Source organism: Paraburkholderia sp. BR10954 (assembly GCF_040965775.1).
Taxonomy (GTDB): domain Bacteria; phylum Pseudomonadota; class Gammaproteobacteria; order Burkholderiales; family Burkholderiaceae; genus Paraburkholderia; species Paraburkholderia youngii.
Window position 1 is genome coordinate 118,210 of record NZ_JBFRCK010000025.1, and the last position, 17,499, is coordinate 135,708.

The following is a 17,499-nucleotide window of genomic DNA, read 5'->3' on the forward strand; positions in this document are numbered from 1 at the left end:
ACCTGTAACAGGTGTCGTGAAAGCGCGGTGTGCTGGTTCCGGGTTATGCCATCGCGGGTATGCGACCCAGCGGCCGCCCACGCGCAGGCGACAAAAAAGGGCAGCTCGCGCTGCCCTTTCTGTTTGCTCCGTTGCCGGCCGGAAGCCGGGACCGTCGCGGTATTACTTTGCTGCCTTGCCGGAAGCGCGGGCGCCGAACTTCTTGTTGAACTTCTCGACGCGGCCGGCCGTGTCCATGATCTTTTGCTGGCCGGTGTAGAACGGGTGCGATTCCGACGACACTTCGATCTTTGCGAGCGGGTAGGTCTTGCCGTTGAATTCCGCGGTTTCGCGCGTCTGGATGGTCGAGCGCGTCACGAACTTGAAGTCGTTCGACATATCGATGAACAGGACTTCGCGGTAATCCGGGTGAATGCCTTCTTTCATGGTCTTTCCTTTAATCTGGCGGTAGCCAACCCGCGTGCAGTCTTAATTTAGACTGCCTTCAGGCGCGAGCCACTTGCCTACGGTCGAAAAACCGCGATTATGCCAGAAAATCAGTCGCTTGGCGATTTTTCTGCCACCAGATTCTATTGCGGCGCAAGCGGCGCCCGTTTGCAGCTTCTCAAACCGGCGTGAACGTCAATCCGACGCGCGCAGGATCTTGCCGATAGTAGCGCGCGAGCAGCCGGTACAGTTCCGGATACTCCGCCTCGAACGCTTGTGGCTTCACGAACAGCGCCTCGCTGCACACGGCGAAGAATTCCGACGGATGGTCCGCCGCATACGGATCGATCAGCGACTCGCGTTCGAAACGCGTCCAACGTCGCTCGGGCACAGCGTCGACTTTCGCGCAGAAATGATCGTATGCGTGGTCGAACACGTCGGCCCATGCCTGCGCATCGAGCGGCGCGTGCCAGCGGCGCATCAGCGGCGGGTGGCCATCCGCTTCGCCGTTCAGCATGTCGATCTTGTGCGCGAACTCGTGGATCACGACGTTGTATGCGTCGCTGCCGTCGGTCATCTGCGCGTCTTCCCACGACAGCACCACCGGGCCGCCTTCCCACGCCTCGCCACTGGCGTCGTGTTCGATCTCGTGCACGACGCCGTCTTCGTCCTCGACGGTCTTGCGGATCACGAACTCGCCCGGATAGACGATTACGCCAACCCAGCCGCGATACAGATCGAGGCTCAGGTTCAGCACCGGCAGGCACGCCTGAGCGGCGATGCCGACCGTCATCGCATCGGTCAGTTCGAGCTCGTGCGCGGTCGAGAATTCCTTCTGCGCGAGGAAGAGACTCGTCAGCTCGCGTAGCCGCGCGAGATCGGGGGCTTCCAGATGTGTGAGAAAGGGCAGACCGGCGAGCGTTGCCTGCCATAAGGAATCGTCGATCGCGTAATCGCGCAGCGCGCGCTCGCGACGCCGTGTGCCCAGCCAGTTCGTGAGTTTCGACAGCATGCTTGAGCCCACCTTCAGTCGATCTGTTTTTGCCACGCGGCGAACAGGCCGCCGCATATCGTGACGCCGATTAGAAAATGGAAGCCGTCGAGCGACGCGAGGAAATTGGCCTGCCGCGCGACCGACCGGCTGATCGTCGCGATTCGCGAGCGTGTTCTGGTAGATCGAATTGTACGGATTCACGGACTCCGCGAGGCGACTTTGATGCAGCGCGAGCCGGTGCTGTTCGATGATGATCATCGAGGCGGTCGCGAAGGAGATGGTCAACTGCCACACGATGTTTTTCAACCGGTAGCCGTATGTGAACTCTTCGATCGCGAAGATGCGGAAAGTCAGAATCGCGACTAGCTGCGCGATGAACAGCAACACGAGCGCATAGGCGCTCGACGCCCACAAGAGCTCATCCGGCGGTGCATTGACGCCACCCGCGATATAGCTGGCGAAAAAAACCGCTCGCAATCTGCGAGCGGTTTTTCATGCTGTGCAGTTGCCGGCCGCTACGGCCAGCACGAACGTTGCGCGTTAGCTGCCGCCACCACGACGCATCATGTCGAAGAACTCGGAGTTGCTCTTCGTCTGGCGGATCTTGTCGAGCAGGAATTCCATCGACTCGACTTCGTCCATGTCGTGAATGAACTTGCGCAGCACCCAGATCTTCTGCAGCACTTCGGGCTTGATCAGCAACTCTTCGCGGCGCGTGCCCGACTTGTTCAGGTTGATCGACGGGTAGACGCGCTTCTCGGCGAGACGGCGTTCGAGGTGCACTTCCATGTTGCCGGTGCCCTTGAACTCTTCGTAGATCACGTCGTCCATGCGGCTGCCGGTTTCGATCAGCGCCGTGCCGATGATGGTCAGCGATCCGCCTTCCTCGATGTTGCGCGCCGCGCCGAAGAAGCGCTTGGGACGCTGCAGCGCGTTCGCGTCGACACCGCCCGTGAGCACCTTGCCGGAGGCCGGTACCACCGTGTTGTAAGCGCGCGCGAGACGGGTGATCGAGTCGAGCAGAATCACGACGTCGTTCTTCATTTCGACGAGGCGCTTGGCCTTCTCGATCACCATTTCGGCGACCTGCACGTGACGCGCGGCGGGTTCGTCGAACGTGGAGGCGATCACTTCGCCCGCCACCGAACGCTGCATTTCCGTCACTTCTTCCGGGCGCTCGTCGATCAGCAGCACGAACAGCACGACGTCGGGATGGTTCTGTTTGATTGCGTGCGCGATGTGCTGAAGCATCACCGTTTTGCCCGACTTCGGCGAGGCGACGAGCAGGCCGCGCTGGCCCTTGCCGATCGGCGCGATCATGTCAATGATGCGGCCCGTCACGTTCTCTTCGCCACGCATTTCACGTTCGAGCAGCAGCACCTTGTTTGGGTGCAGCGGCGTCAGGTTTTCGAACATGATCTTGTGCTTCGAGGCCTCCGGCGGCTGGCCGTTGACCTTGTCGACCTTCACCAGCGCGAAATAGCGCTCGCCGTCTTTCGGCGTGCGCACTTCGCCTTCGATCGTGTCGCCCGTATGCAGATTGAAGCGGCGGATTTGCGATGGGCTGATGTAGATATCATCCGTGCTGGCGAGGTAGGAGGTTTCCGGCGAACGCAAGAAGCCGAAACCGTCCGGCAGCACTTCGAGGGTGCCGTCGCCGAAGATCGTGTCGCCCGCTTTGGCTCGTTTTTTTAGAATGGCGAACATCAATTCCTGCTTGCGCAGGCGGTTCGCGCTTTCGATCTCGAGGCCATTGGCCATCTCGATCAATTGGGACACGTGCAGAGTCTTAAGCTCGGATAAATGCATACGGAGAACCCGCAGGAGAAGGTGCGACGAAATGAAATCTGGGAGGAGGGTGAGCGGAACCGCTCAAAGACTTACACGTCTTTTCGACGTTTTCTGGATTCTAGCATAGCACACGCCAATTTCCGCCAGTGCGGCGGAGTGGCATCTTTGTCGTAAAGCGTGTTGCCGGTTGACAACACGCCTGACCGGCGGGCGCGGTGGTTTGCATCCACCGATGCGCCCGATTCTCGACTGGTCGCGGCGCGCGATCAACCCGCGAGCGCCGCGACGTGCTTCCGTATGTCTTACAGGTTGCCGTCGAGGAACGCGGTGAGTTGCGACTTCGACAGAGCGCCGACCTTCTGAGCGGCGACGGCGCCATTCTTGAACAGGATCAGCGTGGGGATGCCGCGCACGCCGAACTTGACCGGCGTGGACTGATGCTCGTCGACATTGATCTTCGCGACTTGCAGACGATCGGCATAGTCCTTCGCGACTTCGTCGAGGATCGGCGCGATCATCTTGCAGGGACCGCACCATTCGGCCCAGAAATCGAGCAGCACGGGTTTATCGGATTTCACGACGTCCTGTTCGAACGATGCGTCGCTAATATGCTTAATTTGTTCGCTCATTTATGAATACCTCTGTCGGTTCGAGGCCCGCCTGAATTGCTCGCCACGATACGTCAAAAACCGGGAAAATTTCCGTTCGCTTTGCCGCATCCGGGAACCCGCCGCGCATGCCTATGAAAATCAGAAAAACCGTCTGAAAAAATGCCGGATTTTCACGGAATGCGCGGAAAGAGTCGCGTATGCGGGTCTTTCAACTGGCAGTGTAGCTTAATTCGCTATGCGTTGCCGATGGCGATAGTACTCATTAGGTCAGTGGGGCTAATAGGTCGCCGCCGCGGCGTCGGCCGGTGTCTGCGGCACACGGATACCGCGTTGCAATCTAAATGGTGGCGGGCCCGGCGAACTCAAGTGCCTTGCGTGGCGGGTGTCGTTGCGGCGGCTGGGATGACGTCGGGCGGCGTGCAGCAAGCGGACGTTATCAGTATGCGAAGCGTAGCGTCGTTCGCGTTTTGCGCATATCAACAGTCGCACAATGCGCGCGGCAATGATAGAATCTTTCGTGACGGGCCTCCTCGCATGGAGGGATGGTCAACCTGGTCAGGTCGGGAACGAAGCAGCCACAGCCGTTTTCCACCAGTGCCGAGGGTCGGGCTCGTCACCTTCCTTTGCTTCTTTCTCCGCGGCCGTTCTCACGGATTCTCCGCAGGCTGTCATTCATAGTATTCCCCGCTTCAATATTGATCGTTCGCCGTGTTCGGACTGAGCATCGTCGTGGCCGTGTCGCGGGTTCGCGCGTCTTGCCGAATCGGTTTTGCGCGCCATTGTTACTGATACAATTTCCGGATGACCTATCAAGTTCTCGCACGCAAATGGCGGCCGAAGGATTTCGCTTCGCTCGTCGGACAGGAGCACGTGGTGCGCGCGCTCACCCATGCGCTCGACGGCGGCCGTCTGCACCATGCCTATTTGTTTACAGGTACGCGCGGCGTCGGCAAGACCACGCTGTCGCGCATCTTCGCGAAGGCACTCAATTGCGAGACCGGCGTGACGTCGACGCCGTGCGGCGTGTGCCGTGCGTGTCGCGAGATCGATGAAGGGCGTTTCGTCGATTACGTCGAGATGGACGCGGCGAGCAATCGCGGCGTCGATGAAATGGCCGCGCTGCTCGAGCGCGCGGTGTATGCGCCCGTCGATGCGCGCTTCAAGGTCTACATGATCGACGAAGTGCACATGCTGACGAACCACGCGTTCAACGCGATGCTGAAGACGCTCGAAGAGCCGCCGCCGCACGTCAAGTTCATCCTCGCGACCACCGACCCCCAGAAGATTCCTGTCACCGTGCTGTCGCGCTGCCTGCAGTTCAATCTGAAGCAGATGCCGGCCGGCCATATCGTGTCGCATCTCAAACGCATTCTCGGCGAAGAGAACGTGCCTCACGAGGCGCAGGCGTTGCGCCTGCTCGCGCGCGCGGCCGACGGTTCGATGCGCGACGCGCTATCGCTGACCGATCAGGCGATCGCTTATTCGGCGAACCAGGTCAGCGAAGACGCGGTGCGCGGCATGCTCGGCGCGCTCGACCAAAGCTATCTGATCCGCCTGCTCGACGCGCTCGCGCAGGGCGACGGCGCGGCGGTGCTCGCGGTCGCCGATGAAATGGCCTTGCGCAGCCTGTCGTTTTCGACGGCGCTCCAGGATCTGGCGAGCCTGCTGCACCGGATCGCGTGGGCGCAGTTCGCGCCTTCGTCGGTGCTCGACGAATGGCCGGAGGCGGCCGACTTGCGCCGCTTCGCCGACACATTGAGCGCCGAGCAGGTGCAACTGTTCTATCAGATCGCGACGATCGGCCGAAGCGAGCTGGGCCTCGCGCCCGACGAATACGCGGGCTTCACGATGACGCTGCTGCGCATGCTCGCGTTCGAGCCGGCGCCGACAGGCGGCGGCGGTGGGGCGGCGGGAGCCGCTGGCGCGCAGACCGGTGCGGCCGGCGCCGGTGCGAAGCGTTCTGGTGCACCGACGGTTGCCGCGCTGCGCGCGCTGACGCCTTCGTCCGCGACGGCCATGGCAGCCGCTGCGCCGACTCGCGGACCTCAGGTGGGCGTCGCCGGCGAGGAACCGGGCGATGCGATGAAATCGACCGCGCCGGTTGCAAAGCCGATCGCGAAGCCCGCAGCCGACACCGCGCAAGCTGAAGCAGCGCGCGTGACAGACGCACCGGCTCGGTCGGCACGTCCGCTGGCACCTTGGGAAGACTCGCCCCCGAATGATGGCGCCGCGATCGCCGGTTCGACTGCGCCGGTCTCGAATCAGGCTTCTGACCTCGCACCTGCGTCCGCGCCGAGCGCGCTGGCTCGCGCGGAAGAGGCCACGGCACCGGAGCCGGAAGCGCGCCAGGAATTCGCTGCACCCGCTTCAACGCCGGCACCGGCGGCCTCGGCCGACTCCGCGCCGCGTCGCGCGGGCGGCGCGAGCGCCGCGCTCGACGTGCTGCGCAACGCCGGCATGAAAGTATCGTCCGACCGTGGCCGCCCCAACACGCCCGCGCCCGCGAAGCCGGCCGCGCCGGTCGCCCCGAATTCCGCCGCGCCGCGCGTGGTCGTGCCGGTGCCGACCCCCGGTGCGCCACGCCGCGCGTCGCAAGACAGCGCCGCGCAGGCTGCGCCCATCCGAGACGCCCACACCGGCGCAAGCGGCAACGCGCAACAGACCAGCCCGTCGAGCCCACCTTGGGACGACATGCCGCCCGACGACTACATGCCGCTGTCGGCCGCGGACGACGCGTACTTCATTCCGCCAGACGACAACTTCGTGCCGGTGTTCGACCACGGCCCCGACGACGTCCGCATGGGCGGCCCGGCCGCGCAGGCCGCCGCACCGGCGCCGGTCGTCGACACACGCCCGCTGCCGCCCGCGGTGCCGCTCGATCCGCTCGGTTTCACCGGCGACTGGCCCGCGCTCGCGGTCGATCTGCCGCTGAAGGGCATTTCGTATCAGCTTGCGTTCAACAGCGAACTGATGGCGCTCGAAGGCAGCACGCTGAAGCTCAACGTGCCGGTGCCGCAATACGCGGAAGCGTCGCAGGTCGCTAAACTGAAAGCAGCGCTCGTCGAGCGGCTCGGCCAGAACGTCGACGTGCAGGTCGAAGTCGGCCCGGCGCGCCGTACCGCTGCAGCGCACGACGCGAAGCTGCGCGCGCAGCGCCAGCAGGAGGCCGAGCGCGAAATCAGCGCCGATCCGTTCGTGCAGTCGCTGATTCGCGAATTCGGCGCGAGCATCGTGCCGGGCTCGATCCGCCCGATTACCCCGGACGCCGCTCCGAACGGCGCGGCGCCGGCCCACTGATTCATCGTTCGCGGCGTCGTCGCAGCGCGGCGCCGGAATGCCAGATTTCACGCTATCTAGAAGGAGCACGTCCATGATGAAAGGCCAACTCGCCGGGCTGATGAAACAAGCCCAGCAGATGCAGGAAAACATGAAGAAGATGCAGGAGCAACTCGCGCAGATCGAAGTCGAGGGGCAGTCGGGTGCCGGTCTCGTCAAGGTGACGATGACCTGCAAGAACGACGTGCGCCGCGTGTCAATCGACCCGAGCCTGCTCGCGGACGACAAGGACATGCTGGAAGATCTCGTCGCCGCGGCGTTCAACGACGCCGTGCGCAAGGCCGAGGCGACCGCGCAGGAAAAGATGGGCGGCATGACCGCCGGCCTGCCGCTGCCGCCGGGCTTCAAGCTGCCGTTCTAAACCTGCTCTAATTGAGAGCAGGCTGGAGCGGGTGAGCGCCGCGGCGGTTCATTGCCGCGGTGCGAAAGCGCGCCCCGGTCCCCGAGCACCACCCTGCATCCCGATTCGCCCACCCGAGCACCACCCACGTCGACGCCGATCCGCATGAAACAACCTTCCGCCCTGTCGGCGCTCGTCGAAGCGCTGCGCGCGCTGCCCGGTGTCGGGCCGAAGTCCGCGCAACGCATGGCATATCACCTGATGCAACACGATCGCGAAGGCGCCGAAAAGCTCGGCCGCTCGCTGTTGTTCGCGACCGAGCATCTGCGTCACTGCGAAAAGTGCAACACGTTTACCGAAGCGCAGATCTGCGAGGTCTGCCTCGATGAGGAGCGCGATCCGTCGCTGCTGTGCGTCGTCGAAACGCCGGCCGACCAGATCATGCTCGAACAGACGATGACCTATCGCGGCCTCTATTTCGTGCTGATGGGGCGGTTGAGTCCGCTCGACGGCATCGGCCCGAAGGAGATCCATTTCGACCGGCTCGTGAAGCGCGCGTCGGATGGCGTCGTCAAGGAAGTCGTGCTGGCCACCAATTTCACCAACGAAGGCGAGGCCACCGCGCATTACCTCGGACAGACACTGAAGGCGCGCGGCCTTGCCGTCACGCGTCTCGCGCGCGGCGTGCCGGTGGGCGGCGAGCTCGAATATGTCGACGCGGGCACGATCGCGCGCGCGATGCTCGACCGTCGTTCGATGTAGCCACGCGGCTTGCGTTGGCCGGCGTGGTACCCGTGAAGACACGCGTCGTCGCCAGCCGTGCGGACCGTGCGCATGGCGATACAAAACCATGCAACCCACTTGCAGGGGACCAGAGCAAGCGCTGTGCACCAACTCTGGCCGACAAAGGAGACTCATGAGCGCCACCCCCGATTCAGGCGCGAGCACCGCACCGCATGACGCACGCGGTCCGCTCGCCGGCGTCAAGGTGCTTGAACTCGGCACGCTGATCGCCGGGCCGTTCGCTGCGCGTTTTCTCGGCGAATTCGGCGCCGACGTCATCAAGATCGAAGACCCTAAAGGCGGCGACCCGCTGCGCAAATGGCGCAAGCTGTATCCGGAAGTGGGCGGTACGTCGCTGTGGTGGGCCGTGCAGGCGCGCAACAAGAAGTCCGTCACGATCAACCTGAAAGCCGAAGAGGGCAAAGAGATCGTGCGGCGGCTCGCGAAAGAGGCCGATATCGTCGTCGAGAATTTCCGGCCGGGGCTGCTCGAAAAACTCGGGCTCGGCTACGACGTGCTGTCCGCCGAGAACCCCGGTCTGGTAATGGTGCGTCTGTCGGGCTACGGCCAGACGGGTCCGTATCGCGACCGGCCCGGCTTCGGTGCGATCGCCGAATCGATGGGCGGTCTGCGCCATATCACCGGCTATCCGGATCTGCCGCCGCCGCGTATCGGCATTTCGATCGGCGATTCGATCGCCGCGCTGCACGGCGTGATCGGCGCGCTGATGGCGCTGCATCACAAGCAGGTGAACGGCGGCAGGGGGCAGGTCGTCGACGTCGCGCTGTACGAGGCCGTCTTCAACATGATGGAAAGCGTGGTGCCCGAATACGGCGTCTACGGGATGGTGCGCGAGCGTACCGGCGCGTCACTGCCGGGCATCGTGCCGTCCAATACTTATCCGTGCAGCGACGGCAGCATCGTGATCGGCGGCAATAGCGATCCGATCTTCAAGCGGCTGATGATTGCGATCGAACGGGACGATCTCGCGAACGATCCGGCGCTCGCGCATAACGACGGCCGCGTGCCGCGCACCCAGGAAATCGACGCCGCGATCGCCGCGTGGCTGTCCACGCGCACGATCGACGAAGCGCTCGCGGTGCTGAACGCGGCGGATGTACCGGTGGGCCGCATCTACAGCGTCGCCGATATGTTCACCGATCCGCAGTTCATCGCGCGGCAGATGATCCAGCGTTTCAAGTGGCGGGACGGCAAGGAAATCACGCTGCCTACGGTCACGCCGAAGCTGTCGGCGACGCCCGGCGAGACGCGCTGGCTAGGGCCGGAACTGGGTGAACATACCGATGAAGTCCTTCAATCACTGGGTTATGATGCTGACGGCATCGCGCGGTTGCGGGCGCAACAGATCGTCTGATGCGCACGGTGCAACGCATTGAGAAGAGCGCTTAAAGCGCGGCGCTGACGCACGATCGGCTCCGCGCGACCGGCAAGCCACACCGTGCCCAAGCGCGTGCGCAACGCGCACCCGGGCGGTCAAAAGCCGGACTAAAAAAATCTGGAGACAACGGACCATGCAACGCAGAACCTTCCTCGCCGGCGGTGCGGCGCTCGCGGGCGCCTCGCTCGCGGCCACACCGTTCGCTTTCGCTCAGGCCAAACCCGAGACCACCAGGGTCGCCATCGCGGTCGGCGGCAAGAACCTGTTCTACTACCTGCCGCTGACGATCGCCGAGCGCCGCAACTACTTCAAGGACGAAGGGCTCGAAGTCGAGATTTCCGACTTCGCGGGCGGCTCGCAGGCGCTGAAGGCGGCAGTCGGCGGAAGCGCCGACGTGGTCTCCGGCGCGTTCGAACACACGCTGCTGTTGCAGGCGCAAAAGCAGATGTTCCGTGAGTTCGTGCTACAAGGCCGCGCGCCGCAGATCGTGCTCGCGGTGTCGAAGAAGACGATGCCGAACTTCAAGTCGATCGCCGATCTGAAGGGCAAGAAGATCGGTGTGACCGCGCCGGGTTCGTCGACGTCGATCATGGCGAGCTTCGTGCTCGCGAAAGCCGGGCTCAGTCCGAAAGACGTCGCGTTCATCGGCGTGGGCGCGGGTGCCGGTGCAATCGCCGCGCTGCAGTCCGGCCAGATCGACGCGATCGCCAATCTCGATCCGGTCGTCACGCGCCTCGAGCGCGCCGGCGAAGTGCGCGTCGTATCCGATACGCGCACGCTCGCCGACACGCACACGGTGTTCGGCGGCGACATGCCGGCGGGCTGCCTGTACGCGTCGCAGTCGTTCATCACGAAGAACCCGAACACCACGCAGGCGCTGACCAATGCGATGGTGCGCGCGCTCAAGTGGCTGCAGAACGCGAGCGGCAGCGAACTGATCAATACGGTGCCGGAGAGCTATCTGCTCGGCGACCGCGCACTCTATCTCGACGCGTGGCAGCACGTGCGCGAAGCGATGTCGCCCGACGGCCTGATGCCCGCCGACGGCCCCGCGACGTCGCTGAAGACGCTGAAAGCGTTCGATCCGATGATCCAGAACGCGCAGATCGATCTGACGAAGACGTGGACCAACGACTTCGTGAAGAAGGCGCTGACGACCGTCAAGGCATAAACGACGCGGCGCGCGCGTTCTCCAGCGTCGCCGCGACATCTCCCCGCAAACCCGATCCCTGAAGCGAGCCGTACGATGACCGTTGCTGCCCTGGCGCTCGAAAACATCACCTGCACGTTCGCCGCGCGCGACAACCGCGCGCAGCGCTACACAGCGGTCAAAGACACGACGCTGCGTATCGAGCCGGGCGAGTTCGTGTCGGTGGTCGGGCCGACTGGCTGCGGCAAGTCCACGCTGCTGAACATCGGCGCGGGGCTGCTGCAGCCATCGACGGGCGCGGTCAGCGTGTTCGGCGAAAAGCTCGATGGCCTGAATCGCCGCGCGGGCTACATGTTTCAGGCCGATGCGCTGATGCCGTGGCGCTCGGCGCTCGACAACGTGATGGCCGGCCTGTCGTTTCGCGGCATGTCGGCCGCAGACGCGCGCGCGAAGGCCGAAGAGTGGTTGAAGCGCGTCGGACTCGGCGGCTTCGGCGACCGCTATCCGCATCAGCTGTCGGGCGGCATGCGCAAGCGCGTCGCGATGGCGCAAACGCTGATCCTCGATCCCGACATCATCCTGATGGACGAGCCGTTTTCCGCGCTGGACATTCAAACTCGGCAGCTGATGGAAAACGAACTGCTCGACCTCTGGGCCGCGAAGCGCAAGGCGGTGCTGTTCATCACGCACGATCTCGACGAAGCGATCGCGATGTCGGATCGCGTGGTCGTGCTGTCGGCCGGCCCCGCCACGCATCCGATCGGCGAGTTCCGGATCGATCTGCCACGGCCGCGCGATGTCGCCGAAATCCGTTCGCATCCGCGCTTCGTCGAATTGCATGCGCAGATCTGGGGCGTGCTGCGCGATGAAGTGCTCAAGGGGTATCAGCAGCAACTGACTGCTGTTTAAGCGTGTCGCGCATCCCTGCATGCGCATCAATAGAGAAGACGCGTTCAACAATCGTCCGAGGCAATCAAAGTCATGTGGAAGACGTTGCGCCCAAACCGGGCGAATCTGGTGATTTGGCAGTGGCTGCTGCTCGTGCTGTGCTTCGTGCTGTGGTACGTGCTGACGAGCCCGACGCTGGTGCCGCCGTTCTATTTCGACGATCCGAACAAGGCGGCTTTCTTCTTCGGCGAGCCGCAGAAAGTGCTGCAGCGGATCTGGGAGTGGTTCACGAGCGGCGAGATTTATCTGCACCTGTGGATCACGCTCGTCGAGACCGTGCTCGCGTTCGTGTTCGGCACCGCGATCGGGCTCGGCGTCGGCTTGTGGCTCGCGCTCGCGCCGATCGCGAGCGCGCTGTTCGATCCGTACGTGAAGGCCGCGAACTCGATGCCGCGCGTGATTCTCGCGCCGATCTTCGGCGTGTGGTTCGGCCTCGGCATCTGGTCGAAGGTCGCGCTCGGCGTCACGCTGGTGTTCTTCATCGTGTTCTTCAACGTCTACCAGGGCGTGAAGGAAGTGAGCCCGGTCGTGCTCGCGAACGCGCGCATGCTCGGCGCGAACCGCAAACAGCTGCTGCGCTTCGTGTATCTGCCGAGCGCGATGAGCTGGGTGTTTTCGAGCCTGCATACGTCGGTGGGGCTGGCGTTCGTCGGCTCGGTGGTGGGCGAGTATCTGGGCTCGGCGCGCGGCGTCGGCTATCTGATCCTGCAGGCCGAAGGCACCTTCGATATCAACACCGTGTTCGCGGGCATTCTGGTGCTCACCGCGTTCGCGCTGATTCTCGACGCGATCGTCGGGATCGCGGAGCGGCGTTTGATGAAGTGGCAGCCGCGCACCGGAGATACCGAGAAGCTGTGAGTGTGGATCGCAAGCGGCGCGGCGCCCGAAATCGCCTTCGGGCGCCGCGCCGTTTTTCATGCTGCCTGATTGGATGCGCTACGGCGTGATGACCACCTTGCCGATCACGCGACGCTCGGCCATGTCGCGCAACGCGCGGCCGGTGTCGTCGAGCGAATAGCGGGCGGACACATAGGGCTTGAGCTTGCCTTCGCGAATCCAGCCGGTCATCTGCTCGAATGCCGCACGGTTGCGCTGCGGCTCGCGCCTCGCGAAATCGCCCCAGAATACGCCGACTACGCTTGCGCCCTTGAGCAACATCAGGTTCAGCGGCAGCTTCGGGATCTCGCCGTTGGCAAAGCCGACCACCAGATAACGCCCCCTCCAGCCGATGCTGCGAAACGCCGGCTCCGCATACACGCCACCGACCGGGTCGTAGATCACGTCCGGGCCTTTGCCGTCGGTGAGTGCCTTGATGCGCTCGCGCAGATCCTCGCTGCTGTAGTTGATCGTCGCGTCCGCGCCGTGCTCGACGCAGGTCGCGAGCTTTTCGTCGCTCGATGCCGCCGCGATCACGCGCGCGCCGAGCGCCTTGCCGATTTCGACCGCAGCCAGCCCGACGCCGCCGGCCGCGCCTAGCACGAGCATCGTCTCGCCAGGCTGCAGCGCGCCGCGATCGACCACCGCGTGATGCGAGGTGCCATACGCGAGCGTGAACGCGGCCGCGAGTTCGAACGACACATCGTCGTCGAGCGGCACGCAGGCTGCGGCGGGTGCGAGCGCCTGTTCGGCGAAACCGCCGGAGCCGGTGAACGCGGCCACGCGCGAACCGGGCCCGAACTGCGTGACGCCTTCGCCCACCGCGCGTACGATGCCCGCGGCTTCCGAGCCCGGCGTGAACGGCAGCGGCGGTTTGAACTGGTATTTGTTCTCGATGATCAGCACGTCGGGAAAATTGACGGCTGCGGACTTCACGTCGATCACGACATGGCCTGGCGGCGGTTCGAGATCCGGCAGGTTATCGACGACCAGGCTCTCGGGTGGCCCGTACTGTTTGCAGCGAATCGCGCGCATCGTGGCTCCATATCGTTCAGGGTTCGCAACGGTTTCGAGTGTAAAGCAAAGCGCACGACCGTACGATTCATTGCGCTGCGGATTGCGGCTCAAAGCAGCATCCTTGCGTTCGGCACAAGCCTCCGCGCACCTGAATAAACCCGGCTCGCACGACGCTCGTGCGCGCCATGCAGAGACGCCGACCATGTCGTTCGCGTGCCATCTTTCCTCGGTTACAATCGGCGCATGCGAATCCTACTCAGCAACGACGACGGTTATCTGGCGCCGGGCCTCGCCGCGCTTTACGAAGCGCTGAAGCCGATCGCCGACGTCACCGTGATGGCTCCCGAACAGAACTGCAGCGCCGCGTCGAATTCCCTGACGCTGTGGCGGCCGCTCTCGGTCCTGCGTTCGGCGAATGGCTTCTACTACGTGAACGGCACACCGACCGACTCGGTGCACATCGCACTGACCGGCATGCTCGACCATACACCGGACCTCGTCGTGTCGGGTATCAACAACGGCCAGAACATGGGCGACGACACGCTGTATTCCGGCACCGTCGCGGCCGCCACCGAAGGCATCATGTTCGGCGTGCCGGCCATCGCGTTTTCGCTGGTCGACAAAGACTGGGTGCATCTCGAAGACGCGGCGCGCGTTGCCGCCGAAATCGTCGCGCATTATCTCGAGCGGCCGTTGCCGGGACATCCGCTGCTGAACGTCAATATTCCTAACCTGCCGTATGACAACCTGCGCCGCTGGGAGATCACCCGACTCGGCAAACGTCATCCGTCGCAGCCGGTGATCCGCCAAACCAATCCGCGCGGCGAACCGATCTACTGGATCGGCGCCTCGGGCCAGGCGCGCGACGCGAGCGAAGGCACGGACTTCCACGCGGTCGCGAACGGCGCCGTGTCGATCACGCCGCTGCAGCTCGATCTGACCTACACGCAAATGCTGCCCGCGGCGCGCGACTGGCTACGCGCCGGGAGCGGCAGTTCATGACTGGCGAGCGCGCGAAGCGCTTTCCGCTAGGTCTCGAGGACCTGGTGCGCGAACCGCGCCGGCCCGAGGGACGTCCGGGGGAGATGCGCGCGGCGGCGCTCGCGGCGAGCGCGGCGTTGAATGCGCGGCAGCAGTCGGCGAAACCGACGCAGGGCGGCGCGGCCGCACGAGCGCAAGCGAGGACCTCCGCTGCTGCTCAAGCAACGTCAACGCCGGCGACGCGACCCCAGGTGATTCCCCAGGCGAAGACGCAAATCGCTACGTTGGGCACGCCAACCGGAACCACCGGGGCGATGCCGCCGAAGCCGCAGGCCGCGCCAGTCGCAAAGACAGCGGCGAACTCGTTGTCCAGCGCATTGGCGGGTCAGCCTGTCAAGCAAGCACCGAAGTCGTCGGTCAAGCCAGGCAAAACCTCGACGCGTGCGTCTGCACACAGCGCACGTCCGACACCACCACTTCAGCCGCAACCGCAGCAAGGCGCGAAACCCGCGTCGAACGCCGCGCTAGCCGGTGCGATGAGCGGCGCATTCGGCGGCGCAAGCAGCAGCGCGATGAACAACGCCCTCGCGCTGACCTCGGAACGGGTTCGCGAACGGATGGTCGAACGCCTGCGAGCCAATGGCGTCAGCGACCAGCGCGTGCTGAACGCGATGGCGGCGGTGCCGCGCCACATGTTCGTCGATCCGGGTCTTGCGGCCCAGGCGTACGAAGATGCCGCGCTGCCGATCGGTCATCACCAGACCATCTCGAAGCCGTCCGTGGTCGCGCGGATGATCGAACTCGCGGCGGCCGGGCGCGCGCCGAACACGGTGCTCGAAATCGGCACCGGCTGTGGCTATCAGGCAGCGGTGCTGAGCCAGGTCGCGCGCGAGGTTTATTCGATTGAACGCATCAAGCCGCTGTCCGAGCGCGCGAAGACGAATCTGCGTCCGCTGCGCATTCCGAATATCCGGCTGCATTACGGCGACGGGCGGCTCGGTTTGCCGTCGGCGGCGCCGTTCGACGCGATCGTGATCGCGGCTGCAGGGCTCGACGTTCCACAGGCGCTGCTCGAGCAGCTTGCGATCGGCGGACGTCTGGTGGCGCCGGTCGGCTCGCAGGAAGGACAGAGTCAGGTGCTGACGCTGGTCGAGCGCCTCGGGCCCGCGCAATGGCGCGAGTCGCGGCTTGATCGCGTTTTCTTTGTACCCTTAAAATCCGGAGTGATTTGACACCGATGAGTATGTTGCGCGCGATGCAGAGAACCACCCCGAATACCCCCCTGACCGTAACCCAGCGCAGCGTGTGCGTGCTCGCCTTGTCCCTGTTGATGACGGCCTGTGCATCCCGGCTCGACCAGGCGCCCGTCGTCGACCGCTCCGGCGGCGGCGTGCTCTCCACCGCGCAGGGCGCGGCGCAACCGGCGGTGCCGCTCGGTCCGCCGCCGCCCGGTTACTATCGCGTCAAGCCGGGCGATACGCTGTACCGCATTGCGCTCGAAAACGGCCAGAATTACCGCGACATCTCGACGTGGAACAACCTGACCAATCCGAATCAGATCGAAGTCGACCAGCTGCTGCGCGTCGTGCCGCCGGGTGCGAATACCGCGGCCATGACGCCGGGCGTGTCGACCGCGCCGATCGGCAGCACGGGCGCGGTGCAAAGCGCGCCGCTGAACAGCAACGCGCCGGCCGCGGTCGGCGCCGCGATGCCGCCGCTCTACGGCGGCGCGACGAACGGTACGCCCGCGAACGGCGCGGTAGCTGCGCCTCCGGCCAATTCCTCTGCGGCGAACGCCGAGCTCGGCAGCGCGGCGGCGGGCAACGTAGCATTTGCATGGCCAGTGCGCGGTCCGCTGCTCAACACCTTCAACGACTCGACCAACAAAGGCGTCAATATCGGCGGCTCCGCGGGCGAGCCGGTTAAAGCGTCGGCCGATGGTCGCGTCGTCTATGCGGGAAATGGGCTGCGTGGTTACGGCAATCTCATTATCATCAAGCATGATGCAACTTATCTCACCGCGTATGCACACAACCGCGCTTTGATGGTAAAAGAGGGGGACGCGGTGACGAAGGGGCAGAAGATCGCTGAGATGGGCAATAGCGATTCCGACCGCGTGATGTTGCATTTCGAAGTTCGCCGACAGGGTAAACCAGTCGACCCACTGAAGTATTTGCCGCCGCAATAAGCGATACGACCATGCCGAAATCGAAGCGCCGCCCGCCGCAAGCCGAGTCTGAGACGATCAGCGAAGTCACGTCCGCCGCAGTGGACGAAAGCGGCGCTTCGGAAGTGGAAGAAGAGATCGTCGAGGAGCGCGATCTCGACGAACGCCAGAGCGGCCTCGACGACAGCGAGGGCGCCGACGCGCGCGAAAGCACCGGGGACGCCGTGCCCGACGCCGACGATTTCCGCGCACTCCTGCAGGCCGAACTCACGGCCGACACGATCCAGCATTATCTAAACCGCATCAGCGTGAAGCCGCTGCTCACCGTCGAGGAAGAGCAGAAATATTCGCGCCTTGCCAAGGCCGGCGAGTTCGAAGCGCGGCAGGTGATGATCGAGCGCAATCTGCGGCTGGTCGTCAGCATTGCCAAGGGTTATCTGAATCGCGGCGTGCCGCTGCTCGATCTTATCGAGGAGGGCAATCTCGGGCTGATGCACGCAATCGAAAAATTCGATCCGACGCGCGGCTTCCGTTTTTCGACTTACGCGACATGGTGGATTCGCCAGAGCATCGAGCGCGCGATCATGAACCAGGCGCGCACCGTGCGCTTACCGGTGCATGTGATTCGTGAGCTCAACCAGGTGTTGCGCGCGAAGCGCCATCTGGAAAAGAACTCGATG

Annotated in this window: 16 protein-coding genes, 1 other RNA gene and 1 pseudogene; 12 read left to right on the forward strand and 6 right to left on the reverse strand. The window is 64.2% G+C overall.

What is annotated here, in order from left to right:
- Positions 1-162: 162 nt before the first annotated feature.
- The 5 genes and pseudogenes from AB4Y34_RS28785 to trxA form a co-directional block, all read right to left on the reverse strand.
- Entirely contained in the window at positions 163-426 is a 264-nt protein-coding gene (locus AB4Y34_RS28785) for a type B 50S ribosomal protein L31 (RefSeq protein WP_012400355.1), read from the reverse strand.
- Positions 427-604: 178 nt separating this feature from the next.
- Positions 605-1,438: a zinc-dependent peptidase gene (locus AB4Y34_RS28790; RefSeq protein ID WP_176108655.1), complete on the reverse strand. Its 834-nt coding sequence runs from the start codon at positions 1,436-1,438 to the stop codon at positions 605-607.
- 14 nt (positions 1,439-1,452) lie between these two features.
- A pseudogene (locus AB4Y34_RS28795) lies at positions 1,453-1,810 on the reverse strand (MFS transporter); the annotation flags it as partial.
- Between the two features lie 150 nt (positions 1,811-1,960).
- Entirely contained in the window at positions 1,961-3,229 is a 1,269-nt protein-coding gene (rho, locus tag AB4Y34_RS28800) for a transcription termination factor Rho (RefSeq protein ID WP_008921615.1), read from the reverse strand.
- Positions 3,230-3,513: 284 nt separating this feature from the next.
- The gene (trxA, locus tag AB4Y34_RS28805; RefSeq protein WP_013089343.1) at positions 3,514-3,840 is read right to left on the reverse strand and encodes a thioredoxin TrxA; all 327 of its coding nucleotides are present in this window, start codon (positions 3,838-3,840) and stop codon (positions 3,514-3,516) included.
- A gap of 501 nt (positions 3,841-4,341) precedes the next feature.
- On the opposite strand from trxA, the gene ffs reads away from it, so the two are divergent.
- The 8 genes from ffs (at position 4,342) to AB4Y34_RS28845 (ending at position 12,636) form a co-directional block, all read left to right on the forward strand.
- Positions 4,342-4,440, forward strand: an RNA gene (gene ffs, locus AB4Y34_RS28810) — signal recognition particle sRNA small type.
- A gap of 183 nt (positions 4,441-4,623) precedes the next feature.
- Positions 4,624-7,119 carry a DNA polymerase III subunit gamma/tau gene (locus AB4Y34_RS28815; protein ID WP_368717923.1) on the forward strand — a complete coding sequence of 832 codons (2,496 nt, stop codon included), beginning with the start codon at positions 4,624-4,626 and terminating at the stop codon, positions 7,117-7,119.
- 73 nt (positions 7,120-7,192) lie between these two features.
- Positions 7,193-7,519, forward strand: a complete 327-nt coding sequence (locus tag AB4Y34_RS28820) for a YbaB/EbfC family nucleoid-associated protein (protein WP_008923976.1) — start codon at positions 7,193-7,195, stop codon at positions 7,517-7,519.
- Between the two features lie 144 nt (positions 7,520-7,663).
- Positions 7,664-8,260 carry a recombination mediator RecR gene (recR, locus tag AB4Y34_RS28825; protein WP_018418135.1) on the forward strand — a complete coding sequence of 199 codons (597 nt, stop codon included), beginning with the start codon at positions 7,664-7,666 and terminating at the stop codon, positions 8,258-8,260.
- A gap of 154 nt (positions 8,261-8,414) precedes the next feature.
- Positions 8,415-9,656: a CaiB/BaiF CoA transferase family protein gene (locus AB4Y34_RS28830; protein WP_368717924.1), complete on the forward strand. Its 1,242-nt coding sequence runs from the start codon at positions 8,415-8,417 to the stop codon at positions 9,654-9,656.
- Positions 9,657-9,813: 157 nt separating this feature from the next.
- Positions 9,814-10,851, forward strand: a complete 1,038-nt coding sequence (locus tag AB4Y34_RS28835; RefSeq protein WP_368717925.1) for an ABC transporter substrate-binding protein — start codon at positions 9,814-9,816, stop codon at positions 10,849-10,851.
- 75 nt (positions 10,852-10,926) lie between these two features.
- Positions 10,927-11,739, forward strand: a complete 813-nt coding sequence (locus AB4Y34_RS28840; protein ID WP_176108651.1) for an ABC transporter ATP-binding protein — start codon at positions 10,927-10,929, stop codon at positions 11,737-11,739.
- A gap of 72 nt (positions 11,740-11,811) precedes the next feature.
- Positions 11,812-12,636 (forward strand): ABC transporter permease, encoded by an 825-nt coding sequence (locus AB4Y34_RS28845; protein WP_176377866.1) that lies wholly within the window; start codon positions 11,812-11,814, stop codon positions 12,634-12,636.
- A gap of 78 nt (positions 12,637-12,714) precedes the next feature.
- Here the strand turns inward: AB4Y34_RS28845 and AB4Y34_RS28850 are convergent, their stop codons facing one another.
- Positions 12,715-13,689: an NADPH:quinone oxidoreductase family protein gene (locus AB4Y34_RS28850; protein WP_368717926.1), complete on the reverse strand. Its 975-nt coding sequence runs from the start codon at positions 13,687-13,689 to the stop codon at positions 12,715-12,717.
- Positions 13,690-13,914: 225 nt separating this feature from the next.
- Here AB4Y34_RS28850 and surE point away from each other — a divergent pair, with 225 nt between their 5' ends.
- The 4 genes from surE to AB4Y34_RS28870 form a co-directional block, all read left to right on the forward strand.
- Positions 13,915-14,673: a 5'/3'-nucleotidase SurE gene (surE, locus tag AB4Y34_RS28855; RefSeq protein WP_368717927.1), complete on the forward strand. Its 759-nt coding sequence runs from the start codon at positions 13,915-13,917 to the stop codon at positions 14,671-14,673.
- Positions 14,670-15,884, forward strand: coding sequence for a protein-L-isoaspartate(D-aspartate) O-methyltransferase (locus tag AB4Y34_RS28860; RefSeq protein ID WP_176377863.1), 1,215 nt, complete (start codon positions 14,670-14,672; stop codon positions 15,882-15,884). Before surE ends, AB4Y34_RS28860 begins: the two co-directional genes overlap by 4 nt.
- Before the next feature lie 5 nt (positions 15,885-15,889).
- Positions 15,890-16,840, forward strand: a complete 951-nt coding sequence (locus AB4Y34_RS28865) for a peptidoglycan DD-metalloendopeptidase family protein (protein WP_176368878.1) — start codon at positions 15,890-15,892, stop codon at positions 16,838-16,840.
- An 11-nt stretch (positions 16,841-16,851) separates the two neighbouring features.
- Positions 16,852-17,499: sigma-70 family RNA polymerase sigma factor (locus AB4Y34_RS28870; protein ID WP_368717928.1), on the forward strand; the 648-nt coding region annotated here is incomplete at its 3' end.

Coding starts and splice junctions, on each gene's coding strand:
- AB4Y34_RS28785 (WP_012400355.1), bottom strand. CDS start 426: ATGAAAGAAGGCATTCACCCGGATTACCGCGAAGTCCTGTTCATCGAT.
- AB4Y34_RS28790 (WP_176108655.1), bottom strand. CDS start 1,438: ATGCTGTCGAAACTCACGAACTGGCTGGGCACACGGCGTCGCGAGCGC.
- rho (WP_008921615.1), bottom strand. CDS start 3,229: ATGCATTTATCCGAGCTTAAGACTCTGCACGTGTCCCAATTGATCGAG.
- trxA (WP_013089343.1), bottom strand. CDS start 3,840: ATGAGCGAACAAATTAAGCATATTAGCGACGCATCGTTCGAACAGGAC.
- AB4Y34_RS28815 (WP_368717923.1), top strand. CDS start 4,624: ATGACCTATCAAGTTCTCGCACGCAAATGGCGGCCGAAGGATTTCGCT.
- AB4Y34_RS28820 (WP_008923976.1), top strand. CDS start 7,193: ATGATGAAAGGCCAACTCGCCGGGCTGATGAAACAAGCCCAGCAGATG.
- recR (WP_018418135.1), top strand. CDS start 7,664: ATGAAACAACCTTCCGCCCTGTCGGCGCTCGTCGAAGCGCTGCGCGCG.
- AB4Y34_RS28830 (WP_368717924.1), top strand. CDS start 8,415: ATGAGCGCCACCCCCGATTCAGGCGCGAGCACCGCACCGCATGACGCA.
- AB4Y34_RS28835 (WP_368717925.1), top strand. CDS start 9,814: ATGCAACGCAGAACCTTCCTCGCCGGCGGTGCGGCGCTCGCGGGCGCC.
- AB4Y34_RS28840 (WP_176108651.1), top strand. CDS start 10,927: ATGACCGTTGCTGCCCTGGCGCTCGAAAACATCACCTGCACGTTCGCC.
- AB4Y34_RS28845 (WP_176377866.1), top strand. CDS start 11,812: ATGTGGAAGACGTTGCGCCCAAACCGGGCGAATCTGGTGATTTGGCAG.
- AB4Y34_RS28850 (WP_368717926.1), bottom strand. CDS start 13,689: ATGCGCGCGATTCGCTGCAAACAGTACGGGCCACCCGAGAGCCTGGTC.
- surE (WP_368717927.1), top strand. CDS start 13,915: ATGCGAATCCTACTCAGCAACGACGACGGTTATCTGGCGCCGGGCCTC.
- AB4Y34_RS28860 (WP_176377863.1), top strand. CDS start 14,670: ATGACTGGCGAGCGCGCGAAGCGCTTTCCGCTAGGTCTCGAGGACCTG.
- AB4Y34_RS28865 (WP_176368878.1), top strand. CDS start 15,890: ATGAGTATGTTGCGCGCGATGCAGAGAACCACCCCGAATACCCCCCTG.